Source organism: Serratia proteamaculans, from assembly GCF_008830365.1.
GTDB classification, from domain to species: domain Bacteria; phylum Pseudomonadota; class Gammaproteobacteria; order Enterobacterales; family Enterobacteriaceae; genus Serratia; species Serratia proteamaculans.
This window is the reverse complement of the sequence record NZ_WBKI01000002.1, coordinates 628363-654572: the sequence shown is the minus strand read 5'-3', so window position 1 is coordinate 654572 and position 26210 is coordinate 628363. Positions and strand designations below refer to the sequence as shown.

The 26210-nt window shown below is 55.0% G+C and carries 22 protein-coding genes; 15 read left to right on the top strand and 7 right to left on the bottom strand.

What is annotated here, in order from left to right:
* Positions 1-12 precede the first annotated feature (12 nt).
* The 7 genes from F8R23_RS12120 (at position 13) to F8R23_RS12090 (ending at position 7781) form a co-directional block, all read left to right on the top strand.
* Positions 13-498 (top strand): ureidoglycolate lyase, encoded by a 486-nt coding sequence (locus F8R23_RS12120; protein WP_129935911.1) that lies wholly within the window; start codon positions 13-15, stop codon positions 496-498.
* A 67-nt stretch (positions 499-565) separates the two neighbouring features.
* A complete protein-coding gene (allR, locus tag F8R23_RS12115) occupies positions 566-1381 on the top strand; it encodes an HTH-type transcriptional repressor AllR (RefSeq protein ID WP_129935909.1) in 816 nt (271 codons plus the stop codon).
* A 135-nt stretch (positions 1382-1516) separates the two neighbouring features.
* Positions 1517-3298 (top strand): glyoxylate carboligase, encoded by a 1782-nt coding sequence (gene gcl, locus F8R23_RS12110; protein ID WP_129938608.1) that lies wholly within the window; start codon positions 1517-1519, stop codon positions 3296-3298.
* An 11-nt stretch (positions 3299-3309) separates the two neighbouring features.
* Positions 3310-4089 carry a hydroxypyruvate isomerase gene (gene hyi / locus F8R23_RS12105; RefSeq protein ID WP_129935905.1) on the top strand — a complete coding sequence of 260 codons (780 nt, stop codon included), beginning with the start codon at positions 3310-3312 and terminating at the stop codon, positions 4087-4089.
* A 10-nt stretch (positions 4090-4099) separates the two neighbouring features.
* Positions 4100-4981, top strand: a complete 882-nt coding sequence (glxR, locus tag F8R23_RS12100; protein WP_129935903.1) for a 2-hydroxy-3-oxopropionate reductase — start codon at positions 4100-4102, stop codon at positions 4979-4981.
* Between the two features lie 139 nt (positions 4982-5120).
* A complete protein-coding gene (locus F8R23_RS12095; protein ID WP_340641153.1) occupies positions 5121-6491 on the top strand; it encodes an MFS transporter in 1371 nt (456 codons plus the stop codon).
* Positions 6492-6638: 147 nt separating this feature from the next.
* Positions 6639-7781: a glycerate kinase gene (locus F8R23_RS12090; protein ID WP_129935899.1), complete on the top strand. Its 1143-nt coding sequence runs from the start codon at positions 6639-6641 to the stop codon at positions 7779-7781.
* Between the two features lie 52 nt (positions 7782-7833).
* On the opposite strand, the gene allE is transcribed toward F8R23_RS12090, so the two are convergent.
* The 4 genes from allE to allD form a co-directional block, all read right to left on the bottom strand.
* Positions 7834-8619: a (S)-ureidoglycine aminohydrolase gene (gene allE / locus F8R23_RS12085; RefSeq protein WP_129935897.1), complete on the bottom strand. Its 786-nt coding sequence runs from the start codon at positions 8617-8619 to the stop codon at positions 7834-7836.
* Positions 8620-8678: 59 nt separating this feature from the next.
* Entirely contained in the window at positions 8679-9941 is a 1263-nt protein-coding gene (locus F8R23_RS12080) for an MFS transporter (RefSeq protein ID WP_129935895.1), read from the bottom strand.
* On the bottom strand, positions 9938-11185 hold the full coding sequence (allC, locus tag F8R23_RS12075) for an allantoate deiminase (protein ID WP_151415665.1): 1248 nt from the start codon (positions 11183-11185) through the stop codon (positions 9938-9940). The genes F8R23_RS12080 and allC overlap by 4 nt, the downstream gene beginning before the upstream one ends.
* 170 nt (positions 11186-11355) lie before the next feature.
* Entirely contained in the window at positions 11356-12405 is a 1050-nt protein-coding gene (gene allD / locus F8R23_RS12070) for an ureidoglycolate dehydrogenase (protein ID WP_129935892.1), read from the bottom strand.
* A 310-nt stretch (positions 12406-12715) separates the two neighbouring features.
* On the opposite strand from allD, the gene F8R23_RS12065 reads away from it, so the two are divergent.
* The 5 genes from F8R23_RS12065 to cfa all read left to right on the top strand — a co-directional run bounded on the left by F8R23_RS12065 (position 12716) and on the right by cfa (position 18858).
* The gene (locus F8R23_RS12065) at positions 12716-14383 is read left to right on the top strand and encodes an acyl-CoA synthetase FdrA (RefSeq protein ID WP_151415664.1); all 1668 of its coding nucleotides are present in this window, start codon (positions 12716-12718) and stop codon (positions 14381-14383) included.
* A gap of 9 nt (positions 14384-14392) precedes the next feature.
* Positions 14393-15658 carry a YlbE family protein gene (locus F8R23_RS12060; RefSeq protein WP_151415663.1) on the top strand — a complete coding sequence of 422 codons (1266 nt, stop codon included), beginning with the start codon at positions 14393-14395 and terminating at the stop codon, positions 15656-15658.
* Positions 15659-15690: 32 nt separating this feature from the next.
* On the top strand, positions 15691-16509 hold the full coding sequence (locus tag F8R23_RS12055) for an oxamate carbamoyltransferase subunit AllH family protein (protein ID WP_129935886.1): 819 nt from the start codon (positions 15691-15693) through the stop codon (positions 16507-16509).
* Between the two features lie 89 nt (positions 16510-16598).
* A complete protein-coding gene (locus tag F8R23_RS12050; protein WP_151415662.1) occupies positions 16599-17501 on the top strand; it encodes a carbamate kinase in 903 nt (300 codons plus the stop codon).
* Positions 17502-17706: 205 nt separating this feature from the next.
* Entirely contained in the window at positions 17707-18858 is a 1152-nt protein-coding gene (gene cfa / locus F8R23_RS12045; protein ID WP_129935882.1) for a cyclopropane fatty acyl phospholipid synthase, read from the top strand.
* Positions 18859-18898: 40 nt separating this feature from the next.
* Here the strand turns inward: cfa and F8R23_RS12040 are convergent, their stop codons facing one another.
* From F8R23_RS12040 to tesA, 3 genes are all read right to left on the bottom strand, one after another.
* Entirely contained in the window at positions 18899-19753 is an 855-nt protein-coding gene (locus F8R23_RS12040) for a co-chaperone YbbN (protein WP_151415661.1), read from the bottom strand.
* A 79-nt stretch (positions 19754-19832) separates the two neighbouring features.
* Positions 19833-20609: an SDR family oxidoreductase gene (locus F8R23_RS12035; protein ID WP_112347652.1), complete on the bottom strand. Its 777-nt coding sequence runs from the start codon at positions 20607-20609 to the stop codon at positions 19833-19835.
* A 25-nt stretch (positions 20610-20634) separates the two neighbouring features.
* Positions 20635-21273 (bottom strand): multifunctional acyl-CoA thioesterase I/protease I/lysophospholipase L1, encoded by a 639-nt coding sequence (tesA, locus tag F8R23_RS12030; protein ID WP_165366381.1) that lies wholly within the window; start codon positions 21271-21273, stop codon positions 20635-20637.
* On the opposite strand from tesA, the gene ybbA reads away from it, so the two are divergent.
* The 3 genes from ybbA (at position 21244) to F8R23_RS12015 (ending at position 26185) form a co-directional block, all read left to right on the top strand.
* A complete protein-coding gene (gene ybbA / locus F8R23_RS12025; RefSeq protein ID WP_020825556.1) occupies positions 21244-21930 on the top strand; it encodes a putative ABC transporter ATP-binding protein YbbA in 687 nt (228 codons plus the stop codon). The two genes, tesA and ybbA, sit on opposite strands and share 30 nt — an antisense overlap.
* Complete coding sequence (ybbP, locus tag F8R23_RS12020; RefSeq protein ID WP_129935876.1) at positions 21927-24359, top strand: putative ABC transporter permease subunit YbbP; 2433 nt, start codon at positions 21927-21929, stop codon at positions 24357-24359. The genes ybbA and ybbP overlap by 4 nt, the downstream gene beginning before the upstream one ends.
* A 419-nt stretch (positions 24360-24778) precedes the next feature.
* Positions 24779-26185 (top strand): sugar porter family MFS transporter, encoded by a 1407-nt coding sequence (locus tag F8R23_RS12015; RefSeq protein WP_129935874.1) that lies wholly within the window; start codon positions 24779-24781, stop codon positions 26183-26185.
* Positions 26186-26210 lie beyond the last annotated feature (25 nt).

Here is a 26210-nt window from a genome sequence, read left to right as displayed (position 1 = left end):
TTGGAGAATTATATGGATCTAATAATCGCTGAGTTAACGCCAGAAGCCTTTGCGCCCTATGGTGATGTACTGCAAATAGAAGGTTCGCGTTTCTTTCATATCAATGATGGAAAAACGGAGCGTTATCACGATCTTGCCAAAATCGAAGTGTCGGATGGCAATAGGGTATTGGCCAGCATCAACCGGGCGGAACCCAGCGAACTGCCAATGGCTTTTTCACTGCTGGAAAAGCATCCGTTGTCGTCGCAGGCCTTTATTCCGATGAACGGCGAGCGTTTTGTGGTGATAGTGGCGGAGCCTGGAGATGAGGTTCCCATTAGCACGCTGCGCGCTTTTATCACCAACGGCAAGCAGGGGGTTAACTATCATCGCAATGTCTGGCACCACCCGCTGTTTGCCTATGAGAAAGTCACCGACTTTTTCACCATCGATCGTGCGGGACCGGATAACTGCGTCGTTAGCCGTTTACCTGAATCTTATCGCATTGTTTTTGGATAGCGCTGGTCGCCTGTAGCGGAGGGTGTTTATTATAGCGGGCAGATGAAACAGACGAAGGAAAGCTTGAATGACCGAATTACGCAGGAAAGGGAGACCATCGACCGATGCAGGGGCAACCAAAGGGGCGCAGGCGTTGGATCGTGGGCTGGAGATCCTCCAGTATCTGGCGAATGCCGGGGGGAGTTCATCCGTTTCCGTGCTGTCAGAAAAGTTGGAATTGCCCCTTTCAACGACATTCAGGTTATTGAAAGTGTTGGAAAAATCAGAGTTCGTTTTTCAGGATCCGCAACTTGGTTGGTGGCATATCGGCATCCAGTCATTCACCGTTGGCTCAGCCTATATGAATGATCGTGATGTGGTGTCGGTGGCGGGGCCGTTTATGCGTCGGCTGATGCTGCTTTCCGGTGAAACCGCTAACCTGGCGATCCGCAATAATTTTGATGCGGTGCTGATTCGCCAGTGTGAATGCCAGGCCATGGTACGCATGTGCGCCCCGCTGGGTAGCCGTTTGCCGCTGCACGCGTCAGGCGCAGGCAAGGCGCTACTGTACCCGCTGGCGGAAGAGGAAATGCTTGACTTGATCGTGCGTTCCGGCCTGCAGTCCTATACGCCGAAGACCCTCACCAGCGTAAATTTACTGCGTAAGGATTTACATCAGTCTTTGGAGCAAGGCTACACCATTGATGATGAAGAACATGCTCTTGGTTTGAACTGCTTGGCCTCGGCGATTTTTGATCGCAATAACAACGTGATCGCAGCCATCTCCATTTCCGGACCAAGCTCGCGGGTCGGTAAGGAGCGCTTTAAGGAACTGGGAGAACTGGTGGGTGAAGTTGCCAGAGACATCAGCGCCGCATTGGGTGAATCGCGCAGCAAGACATAAGCCGTTGCATGTTGGGCGGGTCGTGACCGACTGACGTACACATAGAGTAGCAATCCCCGTTTGATCACCAAACGGGTTTTTTTGAAATAGAATTTAAGTTGGAAAAATTTTCCAACATTTAAGGAGAGAATTAACATGGCAATTATGCGAGCTGTAGATGCTGCAATGTACGTGCTGGAAAAGGAGGGGATCACCACCGCTTTCGGTGTTCCTGGTGCGGCAATTAACCCGTTTTATGACGCGATGCGCAAACATGGCGGCATCAAGCATTATCTGGCGCGGCACGTGGAAGGGGCTTCGCATATGGCGGAAGGCTATACCCGCGCTGCGGCGGGCAATATCGGCGTATGTATTGGCACCTCCGGCCCTGCGGGCACCGACATGATTACCGGGCTGTACTCCGCTTCGGCGGATTCCATTCCTATTCTGTGTATTACCGGACAAGCGCCGCGTGCGCGGTTGCATAAAGAAGATTTTCAGGCGGTGGATATTGAATCTATCGCCAAGCCAGTGACCAAGATGGCCGTGACCGTGCAGGAACCGGCGCTGGTGCCGCGCGTGTTGCAGCAGGCATTTCACCTGATGCGTTCCGGCCGTCCTGGGCCAGTACTGATCGATCTGCCATTCGATGTGCAGATGGCGGAAATCGAGTTTGATCCAGACACTTACTCGTCTTTGCCCGCTTACAAGCCAGCGGCGACTCAGGCGCAGATCGACAAGGCATTGGATTTACTCTGTGCAGCGAAAAAACCGCTAATTATTGCCGGTGGTGGCATTCACAATGCTGATGCGGCAGATTTGCTGCAACAGTTAGCCGAAATCTGCAATGTGCCGGTGATCCCGACACTGATGGGTTGGGGGGCGATCCCGGACGATCACCCGCTGATGGCCGGTATGGCAGGTTTGCAGACCTCGCATCGCTATGGCAACGCCAACCTGCTGGATTCAGACCTGGTGTTTGGCATTGGCAACCGCTGGGCTAACCGCCACACCGGCTCGGTGGATAAATACACTGCCGGCCGTAAAGTGATCCACATTGATATTGAGCCGACGCAAATTGGTCGGGTCATCTGCCCGAATCTGGGGATTGTCTCCGACGCGCGCATTGCTTTGCAGATGCTGGTGGATACGGCTCGTAGCCGTTTTGAACACGGGAAGTTGCCTAATCGTGAAGCCTGGTGCGCGACCTGCCTGCAACGCAAGCAAACTCTGCTGCGTAAAACCCACTTTGATAACTCGCCAATCAAGCCGCAGCGGGTGTATGAGGAGATGAACCGTGCCTTTGGTCGTGATGCCAGCTATGTCACCACTATTGGACTGTCGCAGATCGCTGCCGCGCAAATGCTGCAGGTGTTTGAACCTCGCCATTGGATCAACGCCGGTCAGGCTGGCCCGTTGGGTTGGACGCTGCCAGCCGCGCTGGGCGTATGCGTTGCCGATCCGAAACGCAAGGTGATCGCACTGTCCGGTGATTACGATTTCCAATTCATGATTGAGGAACTGGCGGTTGGCGCGCAATTCAAATTGCCGTACATCCATGTGCTGGTGAACAACGCCTATCTGGGCTTAATCCGCCAGTCTCAGCGTGGTTTCGATATGGATTATTGCGTCCAACTGTCGTTTGAAAATATTAACAACCCGGAACTCGGCGAATACGGCGTGGACCACGTCAAAGTGGTTGAAGGTTTGGGGTGCAAAGCGCTGCGCGTTTTCAAACCGGAAGATATTGCCCCGGCATTCCAGCAGGCGCAGGAGTTAATGAACAAACATCAGGTGCCTGTGGTCGTGGAAATTATTTTGGAGCGTGTCACCAATATTTCTATGGGCACCGAGCTGGATAATGTGAATGAGTTCGAGCCGATTGCAGAGACGCCAGAAGATGCGCCGACTTCGGTCAACTTCTTTGACTACCGTTGAGGAGAATTACCATGCCAAAGTTCTCAGCAAACTTATCCATGCTGTTTAATGAAGTGGATTTTATGCAGCGTTTTCGCCATGCGCAGCAGCAAGGGTTCAGCGCGGTGGAATATATGTTCCCCTACGACTATCCGGCGGCCGCGCTGCGCAATGCGCTGGCCGAACATCAACTTACGCAGGTGCTGCAAAACTTGCCGGCTGGCGATTGGGCGGCCGGCGAGCGGGGCATTGCCTGCCTGCCGGGGCGCGAGGGTGAGTTTCGCGACGGGGTCGGGTTGGCGATCGACTATGCGCATGAATTGGGCTGCGGGCAAATCAACTGTCTGATCGGCAACTCGGATCCGTCGGTCAGCCGCCATAAGACCGATGAGTTGGTGATGGAGAACCTCAGCTATGCCGCTCAGGCATTGGCGAAGGAAAATATTCGTCTGCTGATTGAGCCGATCAATACCTACGACATGCCGAACTTTTATTTGCACGGTTCGCGGCAAGCCATCGATCTTATTGAGCAGATCGGCAGCCCCAATATTTACCTGCAGTATGACATTTACCATATGCAGCGCATGGAGGGCGAGTTGACGCAAACCATGGAGAGGCTGCTGGCTAAAATCAGCCATATTCAGGTGGCGGATAATCCGGGGCGTCATGAACCTGGCAGTGGCGAGATTAATTACGATTATATCTTCTCCGCGCTGGACCGCATGGGATATCGCGGCTGGGTCGGTTGTGAATATAAACCGATGACTACGACAGAAAGCGGCCTGTCATGGATTAAAAAGTACCAATCCTGAGGAGACGAAAATGAAAGTGGGATTTATTGGCCTGGGTATCATGGGTGCGCCGATGGCGGAAAAATTAATCGAGGGCGGCCATCAGTTGTATGCCAACACCCTGCATGAAGTTCCTGCCGAGCTGGTGCAACGGGGGGCGATTGCCTGCCGTCACCCGCAGCAAGTGGTGGACGAGGCCGAGATCATATTCATTATGGTTCCGGATACGCCACAGGTTGAAGAAGTGTTGTTTGGTGACAACGGTTGTGCCGCCGGTAAGCTTGCCGGCAAGGTGCTGGTAGACATGAGCTCTATTTCACCGCTGGAGACCAAGCGTTTTGCCGAACGCATCAACCAACTGGGTGCCGCCTATCTGGATGCGCCGGTGTCCGGCGGTGAAGTGGGGGCTAAACAGGGAACACTGACCATTATGGTCGGTGGCGACGAGGCGACCTTTGAGCGGGTAAAACCCCTGCTGATGCTGATGGGTAAAAATATTACCCTGATCGGCGGCAACGGCGATGGGCAAACTTGCAAGGTTGCGAATCAGATCATTGTCGCGCTGACCATTGAGGCCGTCTCCGAAGCCTTGGTGTTTGCCTCCCGCGCTGGTGCCGATCCGGCCAGAGTGCGTGAAGCTCTGATGGGCGGTTTCGCCTCGTCGCGCATTCTTGAGGTGCACGGTGAGCGGATGATCAAACGGGCCTTTGCTCCAGGTTTCCGCATCTCGCTGCATCAAAAGGATTTGAATTTGGCGTTGCAGGGGGCGAAGGCCTTGTCGCTGAGCCTGCCGAATACTGCCACTTGTCAGGAGTTGTTCAACGTTTGCGCTGCCAATGGTGCGAGCGATCTCGATCATTCCGCGCTGGTACAGGCGCTGGAGATCATGGGTAACCATAAAGTTTCCGGCTAATCGTAATTTAGCCAATAAATAAAAATCTGTACTAATAGAATTAGAGATGGTCGACATTAAAAATACCCTCTTTGTGATAAATAAAGAGGGTCTTCTTCAATAAAAACGATCTAAAACAATAAAGACAATAAATAGCAGGATGCCAACCCAAGGAGAAACTTATATGGCAACCGATAATGCTGTGATTGAAAAAGTGCTTACCGCCCCTGACAAAAATAGTTTATATCGAAAAGTCGCCTGGCGAATCATGCCCATTTTATTGATTAGTTATATTGTGGGTTATCTGGACCGCGTTGGGATTTCATTCTCCAAGTTTCAAATGATGCCGGATATTCTAAACGGTAATGTTTCCATGGCGGAGGCGGTATACGGCCTGGGCGCTGGAGTCTTCTTCATCGGCTATATCATTGCCGGGGTGCCCAGCAATATCCTGCTGAGTAAATATGGCGCTAAGAAGGTCATTGCCCTGCTGATGGTCGTATGGGGAGCGATTTCGATGCTGAGCATCTTTATCACTAACCCAACGCAGTTCTACCTGGCACGTTTTCTGCTGGGACTGGCGGAGGCCGGCTTTTACCCCGGCGTGATCCTTTATCTGACGCTCTGGTTCCCTTCAAGCCAGCGGGCCAAAATGACCGCCTTGTTTGTCTGTGGCATTCCGGTGAGTAATATTATTGGCGGCCCGCTATGTGGTTGGATCATTGAGCATATGAACGGCATGATGGATTTGTCAGGATGGCAGTGGCTGTTCTTTATCAGTGGCCCGCGCGCGCTGTTGATCGCCATAGTTATTTTCTATTTCCTGGATAATACCTATCAGAGCGCCAAATGGCTCAGCCCGGAAGAAAAGGCAATGATTAAGGCGGACATGGAACAGAGTGCACCGCGCAAGTCGAATGATGGTGGAGTTGGTGTGCAGGAGTGGACGATGAAAAGCATGTTGAAGTCGTCGGCATTCACCAAAATGTGGCTGATCTGTTTCTGTACTGTCATGGGCCAGGGGGGATTGGCGTTTTGGGTACCGACCATTATCCGCGATACCGGGGTAGTCTCCGTGATGGATATTGGCCTGTTGACCATGCTGCCTTACATGCTCGCGGTGGTGGCTATGCTGACCGCCGCGCGCAGTTCGGACAAGCATCGGGAGCGGCGCTGGCATATTATTGTGCCTTTCTGCATCGCGGCGGTGTCGTTGATCTTTATCGGTCTGTTCCCGGATAACAAGTATGTAGTGATGGCATCGTTATGCGTGGCGGTAGCTTCCAGCCTGGTGCCTTCTCCGCTGTTCTGGAGCCTGCCGAATGCTATTTTCACTGGCACCTGTGCGGCGGCGGGCATCGCTCTGATCAATTCCATCGCCAATATAGGTGGATTTATATCGCCCTACATCATCGGATATTTCAAACAACTGACGAACAGTAATTTAGTGGCAATGTGCGTATTGTCATCAATGATGATATTAGGCGCGATACTGACTTACAGCGTACCGGCCAAGTTGGTTAATAAATAGCGTCGGCATTTTACCCGGTGATTGATGGTGGGTAGTGCGTTAAGTAATTTAAATTTTATTTCGCCATGTATTTTTCGTCGGGTTATTCATAAGTAACCTCGAATGGAAATGCATGGCTGTTTTATTTATTACGTATAAGGATGCACCATGAAGATTGTTATTGTTCCAGATTCCTTCAAGGAAAGCGTCAGTGCTGAATTGGCGGCACAGGCGATTGCACGGGGATTTCGTGAAGTTTATCCCGAAGCGGAGTGTATTTGTCTGCCGATTGCAGACGGAGGTGAAGGTACGGTCGATGCCCTGGTCGCCGCCACCGGCGGGCAGAAGGTGTGGGTTGAGGTAATGGGGCCGATGGGGGAAAGAGTGGAGGCGTTTTATGGCATCAGCGGCGACGGTAGGACAGCGGTGATAGAAATGGCAGCGGCCAGCGGCCTGATGCTGGTATCGGCTGCGCAAAGAAACCCACTGCAGGCCACCAGCTATGGTACCGGAGAACTCATTCGGCACGCGCTGGATCGGGGGATCCGGCATATCATTTTGGGTATAGGCGGCAGTGCCACGGTCGATGGCGGCGTGGGTATGGTTCAGGCATTGGGTGGGCGTTTCTATCGGCCGGATGGCAAGGCGCTGTCTTTGGGCGCAGTGGAACTGGCGACGTTGAGTGGTATCGATCTCTCTGCGCTTGATGGCCGCTTGCAGCAGTGCAACATCGAGGTGGCTTGCGACGTGGATAACCCTTTGGTTGGGGCACGCGGTGCAGCAACCGTTTTTGGCCCACAGAAGGGGGCGACGTCAGCGATGGTTGAGCAGTTGGAACAGGCGCTGGGGCAGTATGCGGCAGTGATCCGACAGTTTACCGGCAACGACGTTCGGCAGATCCCAGGCGGCGGTGCGGCGGGGGGGATGGGGATCGCCTCGCAGGTGTTTCTCGGCGCGAAACTGAAACCGGGTATTGATATCATCATGGCGGCGCTGCGGCTGGAGGATGCGGTGATTTCCGCCGATCTGATTGTGACCGGTGAAGGGCGTATCGATCATCAGACATTAGGCGGCAAGGCGCTGTCGGGCATCGCCAGGATGGCGCAGCGCCATCATCTGCCGGTGATTGCCCTGGCGGGTGTATTGGGCGAGGGGGCAGAGGCGGTACATCAGCAGGGAATTGATGCGATATTCAGTATCCTGCCCCGGCTGAGCACGCTGGAAAGTGCCCTATCTCAAGGGGAAATCAATTTACAGCAAAGTGCCAGAAACATTGCCCGCGTGATGCAGATGGGTCAACAGATGACGTAAAAAAGAAGAAGGCCACGCTGCGCTGGCAGGTGGCCATCATGGTCAGAGGGACTTACAGCTCGACGTCGCGGTTGCAGTCTTTGGAATAAATGTAGCTGAACTCTTCTTTCCCTACCGCATAGCCTGCCTGCGGGACATAGGCCCCCATAAAGATATAGTCGCCTTTTTTCACTGGTACCCACTCGTTATCCAGGTTGTAGACACCCGCGCCGCTCAGGATATAGGCGCCGTGTTCCTGTACGTGAGTTTCTATATAGCCGTGGCTGGCACCGGGTTTGAAGGAGAGGATATGCATGTTCATATCGAAGCCGAGATCCTTGGGCAGCAGGTCCTGCAAGATCACGTTGCTCATTCCTTCGTAATGGATTTTCTCCAGGTTGTTGACGTTATTGCTCACCACGTGGGCCTCATAGCCCTTGATGCGTTGATAGTTGCGTTTGTACAGGAATAACTGGCTTGGCTGGCCGCCGTTGGCGTTTTCCAGTCGCAATGTTACGCCGGCCGGGCAATAGAGATAGCCGCCACGGGTCAGCGGGTACTCCGTAGCATCGGCGGAGGCGGTGACCGCGCCGTCGATCACGTAAACAAAGGTTTCTACGTTTTCGCCGCCGAAGCCCCGGGTGTTGCGCCCACAGTCATGCAACGTGACCAGGTAATCGACAAAGGTGGCGCCCAGTTTCGGTGTCGACAGAATGGTGACATCGCAATTCTCAAAGCCGGGGATGATATTGCGCACTAATCCGTCCGGCGGAATCAATGCGTAGTTGCTGCGTTTGATAATCGCGCGTGATGCCAGAATATCGTTTGGATAGCCGGTTTGATTGTTGAAGTAACCCACGTTTGTTCTCCTGATCGTTGAAAGGGCGCCGGAAATTGCGCCCGGTAGTTAAAGTGCTGTCAGGCCTGTGTCGCCGCCTGGGATTGAGTTGTGCGTTTCATCAAAACGTTAACAGTGAAGAAAATAACGGTGCCGACCAACAGAATGGCGGCGGAAATATAGAAGCCCATGACTTTGGAGCCGGTTTGATCGGAGATCACGCCAGTCAGGAAAGGGGCGATGACCGAAGACGACATGCCAAAGAAGTTGAACACTCCAAAGCTGGTGCCATAGCCTTTTTTCGGCGCATTATCGGCCACGAAAGAGATCATGATCGGATCGACGGCCAGTTTGCCCAGCAGCCCGTACAGGACCAGACTGATCAGCAGCATGGTGGAGTCTGGGGAGATCACGGTGCAGGTCAGCATCACCGCCGCGCAAATCTGCAGGAAGACGATCAACTGTACCTTTTTGCTTCTGAAACGGTCAGACATACGGCTGAAGAACAGCGCACCCGGCACCGAAGCAAAGGCCACCAGTGCGGAGGCAAAACCGATGGCGACGCCTTCAAACCCTCGTTCCTGCTGTAAGAACGAAGGCAGCCAGGTAACGATCATGTAGTAGCCGTAACAGGTGGCGAAGTACATCACGTAGGCGGAGACCATCCGCAGGCTGAACAAACCACTGGCCTGCGGCTCTTCTTCGAGCGCCTCTGGCGCGGCACTTGGGTTGACGACCGGTACTGGCGCCGTCTGATACGATGAGCCTTTGATGACAATGGCGAACACGATGGTCATTATCACCAGCAATCCGGTGATGATGAACAACATGATCTGCCAGTTCATGCCGACGCTTTTCACCAGCAGGCTGGACGCGATCAGACCGATGGCCATGCCCAGTGCCGAACCGCTGTTAATCACTGCGGTTGCCAGCCCGCGCTTTTCCAACGGAATATTTTCTGACGACAGGGAATACGCCGAACCGTAGTAGGAACCACAGCCCATACCGGCCAGCAGGCTGCCGGCATACACCATGGTCAGGCTGGTGGCGTTACCAATCAGCAGGGTCGCGATGATGAACAGACAAAAACCGGGTATTAACACCACTTTCTTGCCGAATTTATCTACCAGCATGCCCGCCGGGATCTGCATCCCGGTATAGGCGAAAAAGTAGAAGCTGGCGATCAACCCCATTTCGGCGTTGGAATGCGTGCCGATGGTTTGTTGGATCTCGGGAAAGATCGGCGTCAGGATGGTGCGGTAAATCCAGATTACCGCCCAGCCTAAACAGAGTACGACGACTATCTTTTTCCAGTAGCGCGGGTCGAAGTCGTTGCTGCTCATAAATTGGCCCCCTGTTCGGTGTAGGCCAGTTGGTACAACGTCTTCGCCAGAATTTTCACGCCTTCGTTAAGGTCAGCGATGTGGGTTTTCTCTGCTGGGTTATGGCTGATGCCGGCAATGCTGGGCACAAACATCATGACCGTTGGCACATATGGGGAGAAAATCTGCGAGTCGTGCCCGGCACCGCTGTGCATCATGCGGAAGTTCAGTTGCTGCGCCTCACACAACTGGCTGACGCACCTGACCAGTTGCTTATCCATCGGGATAGGTGGTTCATCCATCCAAAGGTCTATTTCGACCTCAATACCCATTTCCGCGCAGATGCGTTGGATATCGCTTTCGATTTCCTGGCTAAAACGCAGCAGAGTGGCCTGATCGGTATGGCGGCAATCGAAAGTGAAGTGGGTAAAGCCCGGCACGACGTTGACGGTGTTCGGCTTAGGGTCAACCTTGCCGAAAGTCAGCACCAGCGGATCGCCTTCGGCCCGCGCTTTGGCGATGGATTCGCAACAAATGCGACTGAAGGCGTGAACGGTATCCTTACGATAGCTCATCGGGGTCGTGCCGGCATGGTTAGCTTCGCCGTGCAGTTTGACGTCATAACGCCGTTGGCCAACGATGCTGGTGACGACACCGATCGTTTTTCCTTCAGTTTCCAGCACTTTGCCTTGCTCAATGTGGATCTCGACAAAGGCTGCAATATCTTTGCGCAGCGGCTGATCTTGCGCAGGGAAGTCGAAACCGGCGCTGTGCATCGCCTCAACAAAGCCAATGCCTTTGGCGTCGCGAATATGCTGGACGTCTTCCTTGCGAGCCTGACCGACAATATTCTTGCTGCCCCAGAAGACATAAGGGAAACGGCTGCCTTCTTCTTCCGCCAGCGCGAGCACCTCCAGGCTGCGCAGTGGCGCGCCATAGGTTTCCTTCAGGTGCTTGATCGCCAGATAAGCGGCTTCAATGCCGAATTGCCCGTCGAGATTGCCGCCGTTGACCACTGTATCAATATGCGAACCGCAAAGAATAACCTGGTCAGGATATTGGCTGCCCTCAAGGCGGCCAAACAGGTTGCCGACAGTGTCGAAATGCGTTTTAAGTCCGGCGGCGTCAAAGGTATTTTTCAACGCCTGTTGGGCTTCAACCCATTCTTTGGTGTAAAGCAGACGGGTCATGCCGCCGCTGGGATCAGCACCTATTTTTGATAACCAGCCTGAAATATCACTAATTTCTTGTTGGAAATTTTTCATTTTTATCTGCCCGCTTTCAATTTCTCAGTGGTAATGTGGTTACGGAACTTAATGACTTTCGCGTACCGAACATTTATCCACTGAGAGAGGTTATTGAGATGACTTTTTAACACCTACGCTGATTAATAAATCGGAGTCATAAGGTAAATGCTAACGTTTATCTGAAGGCTTTAACTGGCAAACGGATCTTTATGGTCGTAAGAACGCTGGTATATATCATCGGAAATTAAGTATTGATAAATTTCGTCGACAATTTCGATACCGTTTTTTTCACTTTCAATTTCGCGCGCGTGGCTATTTTGTCCAGGATAGAGTACCTGGTTAACGCCCGGCGCCGGTTTAACATCGTTCAGTTCTTTCATTACCTGGCTGATATTTTTGCGGAAAGCCTGTTCATTGGTGAAGTGGCCCGGATTGAGCACGATATGCAACTGCCCCAGCTCTCTGCCGGCGCTCAGGTCGTGATACATCGAACTGACATGTTTACCGAATGGCAGGCCGAGCAAAATGCCTGATAGCACATCGACCATCATCATCAGACCGTAGCCCTTTGGCCCGGCGATCGGCAGTAGCCCGCTGACGGCAAAGGGATCGGTGGTGTTCTTGCCTTCGGCATCGACTGCCCAGGTATCAGGGATGGGCGCATTGCGCGAACGGGCGTCCAGCACTTTACCCCAGGCTTGCACGGTGGTGGCCATATCGAAAGTGACCAATTCTTTCCCTTCGCCCGGCGCGGAGAAGGCGATAGGGTTGGTGCCGTAGTAGGCTTCAGCCCCGCCGTAGGGAACCACCATTGGGTCGGATTGACACAAAGAAATACCAATCATGCCGGCACGAGACGCCTGTTGAACAAAGTACGACAATGCGCCGCTGTGGCCGATGCGGCGTGTGCCAACGACGGCTACGCCGTTCTCTTTCGCCATGGTGATGGCGTGATCCATGCTCAATTTGGCCGCGACGTGTCCGGCGCCGTTATCGCCGTCGAAAATGGCACTGCAGGGGCCGGTTTTCTCAAAAGTGAAGTGGGGATGTTTATTGGTGCCCCCTTTGCTGATGCGTTCCGAATAGTACTCAACCCTGACGGCCCCGTGAGAGTGAATGCCGCGTGCGTCCGCATGAACCAGAACGTCGGCGACGATGCCGGCATGTTCCAGATTCAGGCCCGCTGAGTGAATTTTTTGCTGAATCAATTGATGTAATTGTTGTTTAGAGACCTTCATATACAGTCCTTTTTTTACTGCGGTTTATTTAATTCACCTCTGCTATCTAATGTATAAATACCGGGCTGGAATAATGTGATCCAGATGTGTTTTATTTGATTGGTTTAAAAAATCGTTGAATCAAAAATGCATTGTTAGAATATCTTTGATAAAGGTAATTTAAGACTCTGTTAATCAATGTGTGATGAATTAGGTTATTTTTTCTAATAATAAATAAAGTGTGACGAGACTCACCTTTAGCTTTTTTTTTAATTGTAGCTTGATAGGCAACGCTTAAACGAATATCACATGCCGTTTTAAGGATATAGCCATGATCCATGCTTTTATTAAAAAAGGAAGCTTTCAGGATTCGGTCAGCCTGATGCTTATTTCTCGCAAACTGAGTGAATCACCCAATGTGGAAGAAATATCCGTCATGATGGGTACCCCAGCCAATAAATCTCTGCTGGAGGTGACCGGGTTCTGGCACCCGAAATTCAACGAAGCGACGCCGAATGATATTTGCGTGGCCATCAAAGCCGAATCCGACGGCGGGGCGATCGTCGATGAGATTGGCGCAGCGTTGGATGCGGCGCTCAAAGCGATTGCTCAAGGATCGCAGGGCGGGAAAAAACTGCTCAGGGCGCGCAGCTGGCGAACCGCCCGACAAAAGCTGCCGAACGCTAACTTGACGCTGATTTCCATCGCCGGTGAGTATGCGGCGGAGCTGGCTGACCGGGCATTGGACGACGGTTGTAACGTGATGATGTTTTCCGACAACGTCAGCATAGAACAGGAAGTCGCGCTAAAAACCAAGGCGAGCGGCAAAGGGCTGATCGTTATGGGACCGGATTGCGGCACCGCTTGCATCGCCGGTGCGCCGCTGGCCTTCGCCAACGTTGCCCCTCAAGGCGTGATTGGCATTATCGGCGCTTCAGGCACCGGCATTCAGGAGTTGATCTCACAAATTACTCTGGCGGGACAAGCGATTTCGCACGCCATTGGTCTGGGTGGACGGGATTTGACCGCAGAGATCGGCGGCATCAGTGCCGTCAGCGCATTACGCATGTTAGCGGCGGATCCGCAAAGTCGGGTGTTGGCATTTGTCTCTAAACCACCGGCTGCAACGGTGCGGCAGAAGGTGATCGATGAAATGAAGGCCCTCGGCAAACCGGTGGTGGCGCTATTCCTTGGCACCAAAGCCGAGGTGCGGCAGGACGGTAACCTCTATTTTGCCGACACGCTGGACGAGGCGGCGCGTTTGGCTGCCATGCTGGGTAACGTGCAACAGCAGGCGGAACGGCAGCCTGCGGTACCTGGCGGGAAAATCACCGGCTTGTACGCAGGTGGCACGCTGGCCGCCGAGTGCGCGATGTTGTTAGCGGAAAAGCTGCGGTTGCCGATCGACAGCGAGCACCGGCGCGGTTCGATGTTGGCTGCTGACGGCCATCGAATCATCGATATGGGGGATGATTTTTACACCCAGGGCCGGCCGCATCCGATGATCGATCCCGCTGCCCGCAATCATGAGATTGCCAGCCTGGCACAGCAGCCTCAGGTTGGCGTACTGCTGTTGGATGTGGTGATTGGTTTTGGCGCACAGCAGGATCCGGCAGCTTCTCTGGCAGCCGAGGTCATCAAACTGCGGGAGCAACGCGGCGCAGCCCATCCGCTGGCGGTGATCGCCACCGTGACCGGCACTGAACAGGATCCGCAGCAGCGATCGCGCCAAATAGCCAGTCTGGATGAGGCTGGGATAGCGGTGGCGCAATCCTTGCCTGAAGCGGTAGCACTGGCACACCAACTGGTGAGCCCGACATGCCCGGTAACGGAGCGTCCACTGCCCGAGCTGTTATCCGGCGTTGCCGTCATTAACGCCGGCTTGCGCAGCTTCGCCGACGATTTGCAAACCAGTGAAATCGCCGTGGTGCACTACCAATGGGCGCCAGTTGCCGGTGGCAATCAACGCCTGGCCAACTTATTGAAAAAATTAAAGTAAGGAAGGGATATGTACGCAACGATTGAACAAGCTAATGCCGCCGTTATCGCCCGGATCCGTGAGGCGCGTCCACATTGGCAGGATGTGAGTCTGGCGAAGCAGTTGATCCCACAACTTGCCCAAGGGCGCAAGCTGTTGCATGCCGGCCCGCCGGTGACCTGGCTGGAAATGAGCGGACCGGTGCGCGGAGCCTGCATGGGTGCCTGCCTGTTTGAAGGCTGGGCACAGGATGAGCAACAGGCGTTGGCTCTGCTGGAGAACGGTGAAGTTGAATTTATCCCTTGCCATAACGTTAGCGCGGTTGGCCCGATGGGCGGTATCACCTCCGCCAATATGCCGATGGTGGTGGTAAAAAATACCGTTCACGGCAACTACGCCTACTGCAACATGAACGAAGGCATCGGCAAAGTGATGCGCTTTGGCGCCTATGGCGAGGATGTGCAGCAACGCTTGCGTTGGATGCGCGATTCGCTGGCGCCGGTGCTGAAAGATGTGCTGGCAACGCAGGCAGAAGGGATCGATCTGACCGCGCTGATGGCGCAGGCGATCGCCATGGGGGATGAGTTCCACCAGCGCAACATCGCGGCCTCAGCGTTATTGATGCGCCGCCTGGCACCGGAAATCAGCTTGTTGCAGCGTGATCGGAACGAACTTGCGGAGGTCATGCAGTTTCTGAGTATTACCGACCAGTTCTTCCTCAATCTGGCGATGGCCTACTGTAAAGCCGCGATGGATGCCGGTGCGGAAATCAAGCAGGGCACCATAGTGACGGTCATGACCCGCAACGGTAAAAACTTCGGCGTAAAAATCAGTGGCATGGGTGATCGCTGGTTTACCGCACCGGTAAATATGCCGGAAGGGTTGTTCTTCTCCGGCTTTAGCCAAGCCGACGCTAACCCGGATATTGGCGACAGCGCCATTACCGAGACCTTCGGCATCGGCGGAGCGGCGATGGTGGCGGCACCGGGCGTCACGCGCTTTGTCGGCGCTTCCGGTGGTATGAGTGCCGCCACGGATATTTCTGAAGAAATGGCTGAAATTTACCTTGAACGCAACATGATGCTGCAAATTCCCACCTGGGATTTCCAGGGGGCTTGCCTGGGATTGGATGCTCGGCGGGTGGTGGAGGCGGGCATCACTCCGTTGATCAATACCGGTATTGCCCATCGTGATGCCGGCGTTGGGCAGATCGGCGCCGGTACCGTGCGCGCACCGCTGGGCTGCTTTGAGCAGGCCATTGAAGCGCTGGCGGAAAAATTGGGTATCACGGCGTAGGGAATGGCGATCAGCGAGCATCGGAGGACAGCATGGAGATCACCGCGCTGGCGACCAGTCGGCATGTGACGCAGGATTACGGCTCATTGCGATGTGTGGGCCGTTACCACAAGGCGATCAATTTCCTGACGGAGAAAGATCAGTTGTTAACCCTGCATCGTGCGGGCTGTGGGCTGAGTCCTATGGGCTGGCAAATCGATGACACCGCGTTTGATCATGTTCTTCTTCGCTTGCCGGCCACCGGTCGTAGTTCGTTCTCCGGTGAGCGGTTGTTGCTGGGAGGGATAAACATTAGCCGACGATCGGCGCGGTTGAATCTGGCTCTGGAACGCCAATCTGAGATCCCCCTGTGGCCGTTGAGCGAGGCACTAAGCCGGATAACGGCTCAATGCGGCCTGTTTGGTCGCATTGACCAACAGGTTACCCAGCCGCTCTGCCCGGAGGTTGGCGAGCTGTCCCGAAAGTTTTCCTGCTGGCTGCGGGGCGATCAGGTCGACTGGGATAGTGCTGTGGGGAAAGGGCCGGGGTTAACGCCGAGTAATGACGACACCCTGCTGGGCATGCTACTGAGCGCGCATCTTGATGGCCGCGTTGCGGTTGTCGGTCTGGCGCCATTTTTCCAGCGAACAGCGGCGTTATCTGGACTGACCACGCTGGTCAGCGCGCATTACCTGCACTACGCCGAGCAGGGGATTTTCGCCACGCCGCTGCACGGATTGGCGCAGGGATTACTGACGCCGGAGGCGCTGCCTTTGGCAATTGATGAGGTATTGCGCCTGGGGCATTTCTCGGGCGCCGATACTCTGTTAGGGGTCTGGTTGGGCGTCATGGCGATTAACGATCTTCATTAACCAGGAACCAGGCTGTCCTCCCACGGTTTAAAGCGCTATGCCGAATCATTATTCGGCAGGGAGTCTTTTACTTAATGACAGGTGAAAATATGAAAACCTTAGTGATTGCGTTGGGCGGAAATGCCTTGCTGCAGCGCGGCGCCGTGCTTTCTGCGGAAAACCAGTATAAGAGCATCGCATTAATTGCCGATGCGATCGGTAAATTGGCGAAAAGGTTTCGTATTGCCATTGTGCATGGCAACGGGCCGCAGGTCGGGCTGCTGGCGCTGCAGAATCTGGCTTATCGCGACGTACCGCCTTACCCGCTGGATATTCTGGTGGGCGAAAGCCAGGGGATGATCGGTTATATGCTGGCTCAGCAGTTGAACGCCCGCCATCCGTCACAGCCGGTATCAACCCTGATGACGCGAGTATTGGTTGATGCCCAGGATCCGGATTACTTAAAGCCGAGTAAGTTTATCGGGCCGGTTTATGCGCCAGAGCAGCAAAAGGAACTGGAAGCGAAATATGGCTGGACGATGAAAGCGGATGGGATATATATACGTCGGGTGGTGCCTTCACCGGAGCCGAAAAAAATACTCGATATTGCGGCGGTTAACATTCTGCTGGCCAGAGATCATATTGTTATTTGTAACGGCGGCGGCGGTATCCCCATGGTGGCGGGAGAGCAGGGGCTAGTCGGCAGTGAGGCGGTGATTGATAAAGATCTTTCGGCGGCGCTACTGGCAGAAGAGCTGGCCGCCGATCATTTGGTGATCTTGACCGATGCCGATGCGGTTTATCAACATTGGGGGACACCGCAGCAAAAGGCTATTCGCAGCGCGACTACGCGGGAACTGGCACCTATGGCGGTAGCCGATGGTGCCATGGGGCCAAAGATTATGGCGGTGAGTCGTTTTGTGGATCGCACTGGCAAGGTGGCACATATCGGCGGTTTACAAGATATTGACGCCCTTCTGGCAGGGCAGGCAGGGACATCGATCACGGGGTGATCGCGTTGTTGGCAGGAAAGTTAACCGCGCGGCTGAAGGGCCGCGTCAATTATTCCAAATTGGCATGTTTTCAATAATTTTAATTCATTTCATGACGTTGTCCGTCTTGGCTACAGTAAAAAGCATTGCCGCTTTTCACTTCGAATATTTGTCATTTTTATTTGCGACTATGCTTTTTGAAATGACATCAGTGCCAAGGATTGTTATGGACTCAATCAGTGTTGATGAACTCGCCCCAAAAAAAGATCGTTGGTATCGCATTGTGGAGGAATTACTGTCCGCTGCCGGTATCGCCATCAATGGTAACCGTGCCTGCGATATCAAGGTGCATAACCCGGCGCTGTTTAAACGCATTTTGCAGGAAGGTTCGCTTGGGTTCGGCGAAAGTTACATGGACGGCTGGTGGGACTGCGATCGGCTGGATGGGCTATTCACCCGCATTTTGCAGGCCGGTGTCGATGAGCGTTTGCCAAAAAATCTGAGCGACATTGCACGCATTGCCTATACCCGGTTGTTCAACCTTCAGTCACGCAAACGTGCCTGGCAGGTGGGCAAAGAGCATTACGACATAGGCAACGATCTGTTCCGCGCGATGCTCGATCCCTATATGCAATATTCCTGTGGTTACTGGAAGGAGGCCGAAACGCTGGAACAGGCGCAGTTGGCCAAGCTGAAAATGATCTGCGAAAAGCTGCAGTTAAAACCGGGTATGTCGTTGTTGGATATCGGTTGTGGCTGGGGTGGGCTGGCGCAGTATGCGGCGGAAAACTATGGGGTATCGGTGCACGGCGTCACCATTTCCGTCGAGCAGCAAAAGCTGGCGCAGGAGCGCTGTGCCGGTCTTGAGGTCGAGATTCTGCTGCAGGACTACCGCGACTTGAACCTGCAGTTTGACCGCATCGTTTCCGTCGGTATGTTTGAACATGTGGGGCCTAAAAACTATGACACTTATTTCCGTGTCGCAGCGCGTAATCTCAAACCCGATGGGCTGTTCCTGCTGCACACCATTGGTGCCAACCAAACAAATCTTCACGTCGACGCCTGGATAGACAAGTACATCTTCCCCAATGGCTGTCTCCCTTCGGTGCGTCATATCTCCGAAGCCAGCGAAGGACGTTTTGTGATGGAGGATTGGCACAATATCGGTGCCGATTACGATCGCACGCTGATGGCCTGGTATGAGAATTTCAAACAGGCCTGGCCGATGCTGTCCGAGGGCTATTCTGAACGTTTTGAACGGATGTTTACCTATTACCTGAACGCCTGTGCCGGCGCATTCCGTTCGCGTGATATTCAGCTCTGGCAGGTGTTGTTCAGCCCGAAAGGCGTTGAAGGCGGGGTGCGGGTTTACCGCTGAGAAGGGATGGGGCACAGCGGAAGCACTGCGCCCCAAACCATCAGTACAACAGTGAATACAGCTGACGACGGTACTTGGCGGCCAGCGCGTCGCCGGTGCCTAGTGCGGCCAGAATATCCATCAGGGTTTTACGCGCGCTGCCGTTGGTGGCGGCGAGATCTTTCTTCAGATGCCCGATCAACAACTCCAGCGCCTCTTCATTACGTCCAACCTGATGCAGTTGCAGCGCCAGTTGCACGGCCAAGTCGACGTTCTCCGGCTGCTGCTCCACCTGCTGTTGCAACAGCTGAATTTCCGGCGTGTCGGCGGCCTGTTTCAGCAGTTCAATTTGCGCCACCAGGCCCTGATAACGGGTATCCCGATCCTGCAACGGGATAGTCGCCAGCACGGCTTCGGCATCTTCAGTGCGGTTCAGCGCGATCTGGGTTTCTGCCAGTGTCAGGCCGATATCACTACGTTGCTGGCTGGCTTGCCAGGCGTCTTTCAACAGGGGCAGCGCCTCTGCGGCTTTGTCTTCGGCCAGCAGCTCGGTCGCCTGCGCCAGTTTCAGATCTTCTTCCTTCGGCAGGAAACGCTGCAGGAATTCACGGATCATTTCTTCCGGCTGTGGGCCCTGGAAACCGTCGACGGGCTGACCATCTTTGAACAGATACACCGTCGGCAGTGAGCGCAAACCGAACTGGGCTGCGATGGCCTGTTCGGCGTCACAATCGACCTTTGCCAGCAGGAACTGACCGGCATATTCCGCCGCCAGCTTATCGAGTATCGGGGTGAGTTGCAGACAGTGCTGGCTGCGATCCGACCAGAAGTAGAACACCACCGGCATGGACATTGACTGTTCCAGCGTCTGGTGCAGGTTTGTTTCGTTAATATCAACAACAGCTTGAGCTAGCATGTAATTTTCTCTCTGATCTTGCGGAGCCATTGGCTTTTAGATGGGGGCGGAGCGCCATTCTTCAACCCCGGCAGCCAAATTAACCGTTGCTGCGTAATACCCAGTCCAGACAGCGGCCGGGCAGGATGCGACGTAAGACGCTCAGCGCATGCGCCAGCAGGGTCACCGGGTAACGCAGTTTGGCCCTTGGGCTTTCCAGCGCGTGGCGCAGTTTGGGTAAAATGGCCTCCGGCGGCAGCGTCAGACGCTTGGCAATGCCGGGGTTATGCACCGGTTTATCGCTCTGCGCCTGATTGACGTTCTGGGTAAAGTGGGTGGAGATTGGGCCGGGTTCAATCAGGCTGACCTGAACGCCGGTGCCGTGCAATTCCATTCGCAGCGCGTCGGACCAGGCTTCCAGTGCAAACTTGCTGGCGGCATAGGCACCACGTCCGGCGCTGGACACCAGCCCCATCACCGAACTGGTCTGAATAATGCGCCCTTCGCCGTGCGGTAGCATCGCCGGCAACAGCAACTGGGTGAGTTGATGGGTACCGAACAGATTGGTGGCGAATTGCCGTTCCAACTGCTGACGGGAAATGCTGCTCAGCGGGCCATAAACGCCAAAACCCCCGTTGTTGAACAGGCCATACAGGCGGCCGCCGGTCAGTTCGATTACCTGCGCGGCGGCGCGTTCGACGCTGGCACTGTCGTCCAGATCCAGCTCAATGCCTTCCAGCCCAAGCTGAAGCATATTTTCTACGTCTTGCGGCTTGCGACAGGCGGCCAGCACCCGGTAACCACGGTTACGTAGATCCTGCGCGGCAATCAATCCAATCCCGCTGGAACAACCGGTTATCAACACTGCTTTTTGCATAACTTTACCTAGTGTACAACCCTATTTAGTTAGACTCATGTTTTACTAGAGGTTCCAGGCGTTCCGCCATCCAGGTGGCGATAAACGGTTGGGCATCCTTATTGGGATGCAATCCGTCATCCTGCATCCATTCCGCTTTTACCACCACCTGTTCCATGTAGAACGGCAGCAGTGGAATGTCGAACTGTTTGGCCAGCTGCGGATAAATCGCGCTGAAGGCCTCGGTATAGCGGCGGCCATAGTTGGGGGGAATACGGATTTGCATCAGCAGCGGCTGTGCACCGGCCTGCTGCACCAGCGTGATGATTTGGCTGAGGTCGCGCTGCAGGTCCTGCGCCGGGAAACCGCGCAGGCCATCGTTGGCCCCCAGTTCGATCAGTACCCAGCGTGGCTGGTGTTGTTTCAGCAACTCGGGCAGGCGTGCCAGCCCTTGTGCGGCGGTGTCACCGCTGATGCTGGCGTTGACCAGCTGCGGTTCACCCGGTTTTTTCTGCCATTGGTCGGCCAGCAGCGTCGGCCAGGCCTGCGCCACCGGCAAGCGGTAACCGGCACTTAAACTGTCGCCCAATATCAATAAGGTATCGGCGGCGACAGCGCGTAAACTGAATAATCCCAACAGCAAAAGGAAGGGAAGATGCCAGCGGAAAACGTTCTTGAAGTTCATCATCTTAGTAAACACGTTGGTCAGGGTGAGCATCAGCTCTCCATCCTTACCGGAGTCGAGCTGGTTGTCAAACCCGCGCAGACAATTGCCCTGATTGGCGAGTCCGGTTCGGGCAAGTCAACGCTGCTGGGGATCCTCGCCGGGCTGGACGACGGCAGTGAAGGGGAGGTGCATTTGTTGGGCGAGTCACTGACCGCGCTGGATGAAGAAGGCCGTGCCGCCCTGCGCGCCAAAAATGTTGGCTTTGTATTTCAATCATTTATGCTGGTACCGACGCTCAATGCGCTGGAAAACGTACAGTTACCGGCGTTGCTGCGTGGCGAAAGCGATCGCCAGAGCCGCGAACAGGCAGTGCAACTGTTGGAGCAACTGGGGTTGGGCAAGCGTCTTGACCACTTGCCGGCACAGCTTTCTGGCGGTGAACAACAGCGCGTAGCACTGGCACGGGCGTTCAGTGGCCGACCACGGGTCCTGTTTGCCGATGAGCCTACCGGCAATCTCGATCGCCAGACCGGCGAACGCATCGCCGATTTACTGTTTTCCCTCAACCGCGATTTCTCCACCACGCTCATTCTGGTCACCCATGACGAAACCCTGGCGGCACGCTGCCAGCGGCGGCTACGCCTGCGTGAAGGCAAGCTGTGGGAGGAAGCATGATCTGGCGCTGGTTTTGGCGCGAGTGGCGTTCGCCGTCACTGCTGATCGTCTGGCTGGCGCTGACGCTGTCGATGGCCTGCGTGCTGGCATTGGGCAGTATCAGCGACCGTATGGACAAAGGCTTGAGTCAGCAGAGCCGCGATTTTATTGCCGGTGATCGGGTGTTGCGCAGCGCTCGGCCGGTACCGGAAGGCTGGCTGCTGGACGCACAGCAACAGGGGCTGAAAGTCAGCCGACAGCTATCGTTCACCACCATGACCTATGCCGGCGATCGGCCTCAATTGGCGGATGTGAAGGCCACCGATCTTGCCTATCCGCTGTACGGCAAGCTGGAGACCCGTCCGGCTAACGTCAAGCTGGATCCGGGAAGCGTGCTGGTGGCACCGCGTCTGCTGGCGCTGTTGAACGTGACGGTAGGAGATAAGCTGGACGTGGGCGATACCCACTTACGCATCGTCGGAGAAATCATTCAGGAGCCGGATTCCGGCTTCAACCCGTTCCAGACGGCACCGCGCATCATGATCAATCTGGCGGATGTGGACAAAACCGGGGCAGTGCAGCCGGGCAGCCGCCTGACGTACCGTTATATGTTTGCCGGGACCCCGGAGGATATCCAGCGTTATGAAGATCGCCTGACACCGCAGTTGGGGCCTGACCAACGCTGGTTTGGGCTGCAAGAGTCCGGTAGCGCCCTAGGGAAATCACTGCAGCGTTCTCAGCAGTTCCTGCTGTTGTCGGCGTTACTGACCCTGTTGCTGTCGATTGCTGCGGTGGCGGTGGCGATGAGCCACTATTGCCGCAGCCGTTACGACCTGATCGCGGTGCTGAAAACCCTGGGGGCCGGTCGCAGCGCGTTGCGGAAGCTAATCGTCGGCCAGTGGTTGGCGGTGATCCTGCTGGCGGCGGTGTGTGGCGGCATTATCGGGCTGGGGTTTGAAGCGGTATTGATTCGGCTGTTGGCACCGGTGTTGCCGGCGGAGTTGCCTGCTGCCGGTGCCTGGCCGTGGCTGTGGGCGGTCGGCGCATTGCTGATGATTTCGCTGCTGGTGGGGCTGCGGCCATACCGGCAGTTACTGGCGACCCAGCCGCTGCGGGTACTACGTCGTGACGTGGTGGCCAACGTCTGGCCGCTACGCTATTTCCTGCCGGTGACGGCGGTGATAGTGGTGGCGTTGCTGACTGCGCTGATGGGAGCCAGCACGTTGCTGTGGTCGATCCTCGCCGGTATTCTGGTGCTGGCGCTGCTGTTGGGCGCTATCGGCTGGGGCAGCCTGCTGTTGCTGCGCCGTATTACGCTTAAAAACCTGGCGCTGCGGCTGGCGGTTAATCGTCTGCTGCATCAGCCCTGGGTCACTGTCAGCCAACTGGCGGCGTTCTCGCTGTCATTTATGCTGTTGGCGTTATTATTGGTGCTGCGTGGCGATCTGCTCGAGCGTTGGCAGCAGCAGTTGCCATCGGACAGCCCAAACTACTTCCTGTTGAACCTGACTGAAGCGCAGGTGCCTCAGGTGAAAACCTTCCTGCTACAGCATCAAATCAAGCCGGAAACCTACTATCCGATTGTCCGCGTACGCCTGACCGAGATTAACCAGCAGGTGGCGACCGAGCGGGTGCATGAGGACGATCCGGGTGGCGAGGCGGTGAATCGTGAGCTGAACCTGACCTGGCTGGCAGATTTGCCTGCGCATAATCCGCTGCTGGCCGGCAGTTGGCCGCCGAAAGTCGGCGAGGTGTCGATGGATCAGGGTATTGCCGGGCGGCTCAAGATCAAACTGGGTGATACGCTGACCTTCAGCGGCGATACTCAGTCGTTCAGCGCCAAGGTCACCAGCCTGCGTCAGGTGGATTGGGAAAGCCTGAAGCCGAACTTTTACTTCATCTTCCCGCCGGGTGCGCTGGACGGCCAACCGCAAACCTGGCTCACCAGTTTCCGCTACGACGGGGATGGGCAGATGCTGACCCAGCTTAATCGTCAGTTCCCGACGCTCAGCCTGCTGGACATAGGTTCGATCCTCAAACAGGTGGGTGGTGTACTGCAGCAGGTGAGCCGCGCACTGGAAGTGATGGTGGTGCTGGTGGTGCTCTGTGGCGGCCTGTTGCTGATGGCACAGGTGCAGGTGGGTATGCGTCAGCGGCGTCAGGAATTGGTGGTGTATCGCACGCTGGGTGCCAGCAAGCGCCTGTTGCGCAGTACGCTGTGGTGTGAGTTTGCCCTGCTGGGGCTGGTGGCGGGCATTGCCGCTGCGGTGGGCGCGGAAGCGGCGCTGTGGTTGCTGCAGAGCCAGGTGTTTGACTTCCCATGGGCACCCACGCCGGTATTGTGGTGGGCACTGCCGTTACTCAGCGCGCTGTTGTTGTCACTGTGTGGCGGTTGGCTGGGCGTGCGGTTGCTGCGCGGGCAGGCGCTGTTCCGCAGCTACGAGGGTTAACTCAACGTGATATCAGGCCGGCCCAAGTGACAGGGCCGGTCATAACCACAATAAGCACTGCCCCCACGCGTTCCAGTTCTTCGCTTACCTCCCGTATTTATCCCCAACTCCAGCTCTTTCGGCCAGGGCACTTCGACGTTCTGAGTGTGAAATCGGTTACACTTAATGTTCGATTTACTAAAACAGACATCAAAAATGATGGTAAAGGGATGTTACCAATATCGTCATCTCAACTCCACGATTTGGCAAATTATCACATTAAATCAATGTATTTAAGTCTTTGTATGGTTATATTTTGGCTTTTTTCGTGATAATTAAATTATGTAATCGTTTCCACTAATGTGATCGCACTCACTTCTCTCCGGCGGATTGCCTCCTATCATAACGGCAACTTAAGAACGTTATCGATTGGAGGCAGTATGAGTACTACCGTCAAAGTGTCGGCGGCTGAGAAAAGCCAAAGCAATGCAGGCATGACTTTTTTCGTCTGTTTTTTAGCCGCACTGGCCGGGCTGCTGTTTGGTCTGGATATCGGCGTTATTGCGGGGGCTCTGCCGTTTATCACTGATTCGTTTCATATGACCAGTTCCCAGCAGGAGTGGGTGGTCAGCTCAATGATGTTTGGGGCCGCAGTCGGTGCCGTGGGCAGCGGTTGGATGAACTTCCGTATCGGGCGTAAATACAGCCTGATGATTGGCGCAGTGCTGTTCGTGCTGGGCTCGTTGTGCTCAGCGGCGGCGCCTAACGTTGAAGTCTTGCTGCTGTCCCGTATTCTGCTCGGGCTGGCGGTGGGGGTCGCATCCTATACGGCGCCCATTTATCTGTCTGAAATCGCGCCGGAAAAAATTCGCGGCAGCATGATTTCGATGTATCAGCTAATGATTACCATCGGCATTCTGGCGGCCTACCTGTCGGATACCGCATTCAGTTACACCGGCGCCTGGCGTTGGATGCTGGGGGTGATTACCATTCCAGCCGTACTGCTGCTGGTCGGGGTGTTTTTCCTGCCGGATAGCCCACGCTGGCTGGCTTCGCGTAACCGTCATGAGCAGGCGCGTCAGGTCTTGGAGAAACTGCGTGACAGCAGTGCTCAGGCACAGCATGAACTGAACGAAATTCGTGAAAGCCTCAAGCTGAAACAAAGTGGCTGGTCACTGTTTAAAGACAATAAGAACTTCCGCCGTGCCGTTTTTCTCGGCGTCCTGCTACAGGTGATGCAACAGTTCACCGGCATGAACGTTATCATGTATTACGCACCGAAGATCTTTGGTCTGGCGGGCTTTGCCAGTACCGCCCAGCAGATGTGGGGGACGGTGATTGTCGGTTTGGTCAACGTGCTGGCCACCTTTATCGCCATTGGCTTGGTCGACCGCTGGGGCCGCAAACCGACGCTGACGCTGGGCTTTATCGTCATGGCAGTGGGTATGGGGGCGCTGGGGACGATGATGCATGTGGGGATGAATTCACCGACCGAGCAATACTTCGCCGTTATCATGCTGCTGATGTTTATTGTCGGTTTTGCCATGAGTGCCGGTCCGCTGATTTGGGTGCTGTGTTCCGAGATCCAACCGCTGAAAGGTCGTGACTTTGGCATCACCTGTTCCACCGCCACCAACTGGATCGCCAATATGATCGTCGGGGCGACATTCCTGACCATGCTGAATTCGCTGGGCAGCGCTTACACTTTCTGGGTCTACGCGGCGCTCAACCTGATGTTTATCTTCATCACGCTGGCGTTGATCCCGGAAACGAAAAATATCTCTCTGGAACATATCGAACGCAATCTGATGGCCGGCAAACCGTTACGCAACATTGGTTCACGCTGAGCGGTTAACCAGGCACACGAGACCC

What these genes read in the sequence shown, in the direction of transcription:
- F8R23_RS12120 (WP_129935911.1), top strand. Translation starts at nt 13, where the DNA reads ATGGATCTAATAATCGCTGAGTTAACGCCAGAAGCCTTTGCGCCCTAT.
- allR (WP_129935909.1), top strand. Translation starts at nt 566, where the DNA reads ATGACCGAATTACGCAGGAAAGGGAGACCATCGACCGATGCAGGGGCA.
- gcl (WP_129938608.1), top strand. Translation starts at nt 1,517, where the DNA reads ATGGCAATTATGCGAGCTGTAGATGCTGCAATGTACGTGCTGGAAAAG.
- hyi (WP_129935905.1), top strand. Translation starts at nt 3,310, where the DNA reads ATGCCAAAGTTCTCAGCAAACTTATCCATGCTGTTTAATGAAGTGGAT.
- glxR (WP_129935903.1), top strand. Translation starts at nt 4,100, where the DNA reads ATGAAAGTGGGATTTATTGGCCTGGGTATCATGGGTGCGCCGATGGCG.
- F8R23_RS12095 (WP_340641153.1), top strand. Translation starts at nt 5,121, where the DNA reads ATGCCAACCCAAGGAGAAACTTATATGGCAACCGATAATGCTGTGATT.
- F8R23_RS12090 (WP_129935899.1), top strand. Translation starts at nt 6,639, where the DNA reads ATGAAGATTGTTATTGTTCCAGATTCCTTCAAGGAAAGCGTCAGTGCT.
- F8R23_RS12080 (WP_129935895.1), bottom strand. Translation starts at nt 9,941, where the DNA reads ATGAGCAGCAACGACTTCGACCCGCGCTACTGGAAAAAGATAGTCGTC.
- allC (WP_151415665.1), bottom strand. Translation starts at nt 11,185, where the DNA reads ATGAAAAATTTCCAACAAGAAATTAGTGATATTTCAGGCTGGTTATCA.
- allD (WP_129935892.1), bottom strand. Translation starts at nt 12,405, where the DNA reads ATGAAGGTCTCTAAACAACAATTACATCAATTGATTCAGCAAAAAATT.
- F8R23_RS12065 (WP_151415664.1), top strand. Translation starts at nt 12,716, where the DNA reads ATGATCCATGCTTTTATTAAAAAAGGAAGCTTTCAGGATTCGGTCAGC.
- F8R23_RS12060 (WP_151415663.1), top strand. Translation starts at nt 14,393, where the DNA reads ATGTACGCAACGATTGAACAAGCTAATGCCGCCGTTATCGCCCGGATC.
- F8R23_RS12055 (WP_129935886.1), top strand. Translation starts at nt 15,691, where the DNA reads ATGGAGATCACCGCGCTGGCGACCAGTCGGCATGTGACGCAGGATTAC.
- F8R23_RS12050 (WP_151415662.1), top strand. Translation starts at nt 16,599, where the DNA reads ATGAAAACCTTAGTGATTGCGTTGGGCGGAAATGCCTTGCTGCAGCGC.
- cfa (WP_129935882.1), top strand. Translation starts at nt 17,707, where the DNA reads ATGGACTCAATCAGTGTTGATGAACTCGCCCCAAAAAAAGATCGTTGG.
- F8R23_RS12040 (WP_151415661.1), bottom strand. Translation starts at nt 19,753, where the DNA reads ATGCTAGCTCAAGCTGTTGTTGATATTAACGAAACAAACCTGCACCAG.
- F8R23_RS12035 (WP_112347652.1), bottom strand. Translation starts at nt 20,609, where the DNA reads ATGCAAAAAGCAGTGTTGATAACCGGTTGTTCCAGCGGGATTGGATTG.
- ybbA (WP_020825556.1), top strand. Translation starts at nt 21,244, where the DNA reads ATGCCAGCGGAAAACGTTCTTGAAGTTCATCATCTTAGTAAACACGTT.
- tesA (WP_165366381.1), bottom strand. Translation starts at nt 21,273, where the DNA reads ATGAACTTCAAGAACGTTTTCCGCTGGCATCTTCCCTTCCTTTTGCTG.
- ybbP (WP_129935876.1), top strand. Translation starts at nt 21,927, where the DNA reads ATGATCTGGCGCTGGTTTTGGCGCGAGTGGCGTTCGCCGTCACTGCTG.
- F8R23_RS12015 (WP_129935874.1), top strand. Translation starts at nt 24,779, where the DNA reads ATGAGTACTACCGTCAAAGTGTCGGCGGCTGAGAAAAGCCAAAGCAAT.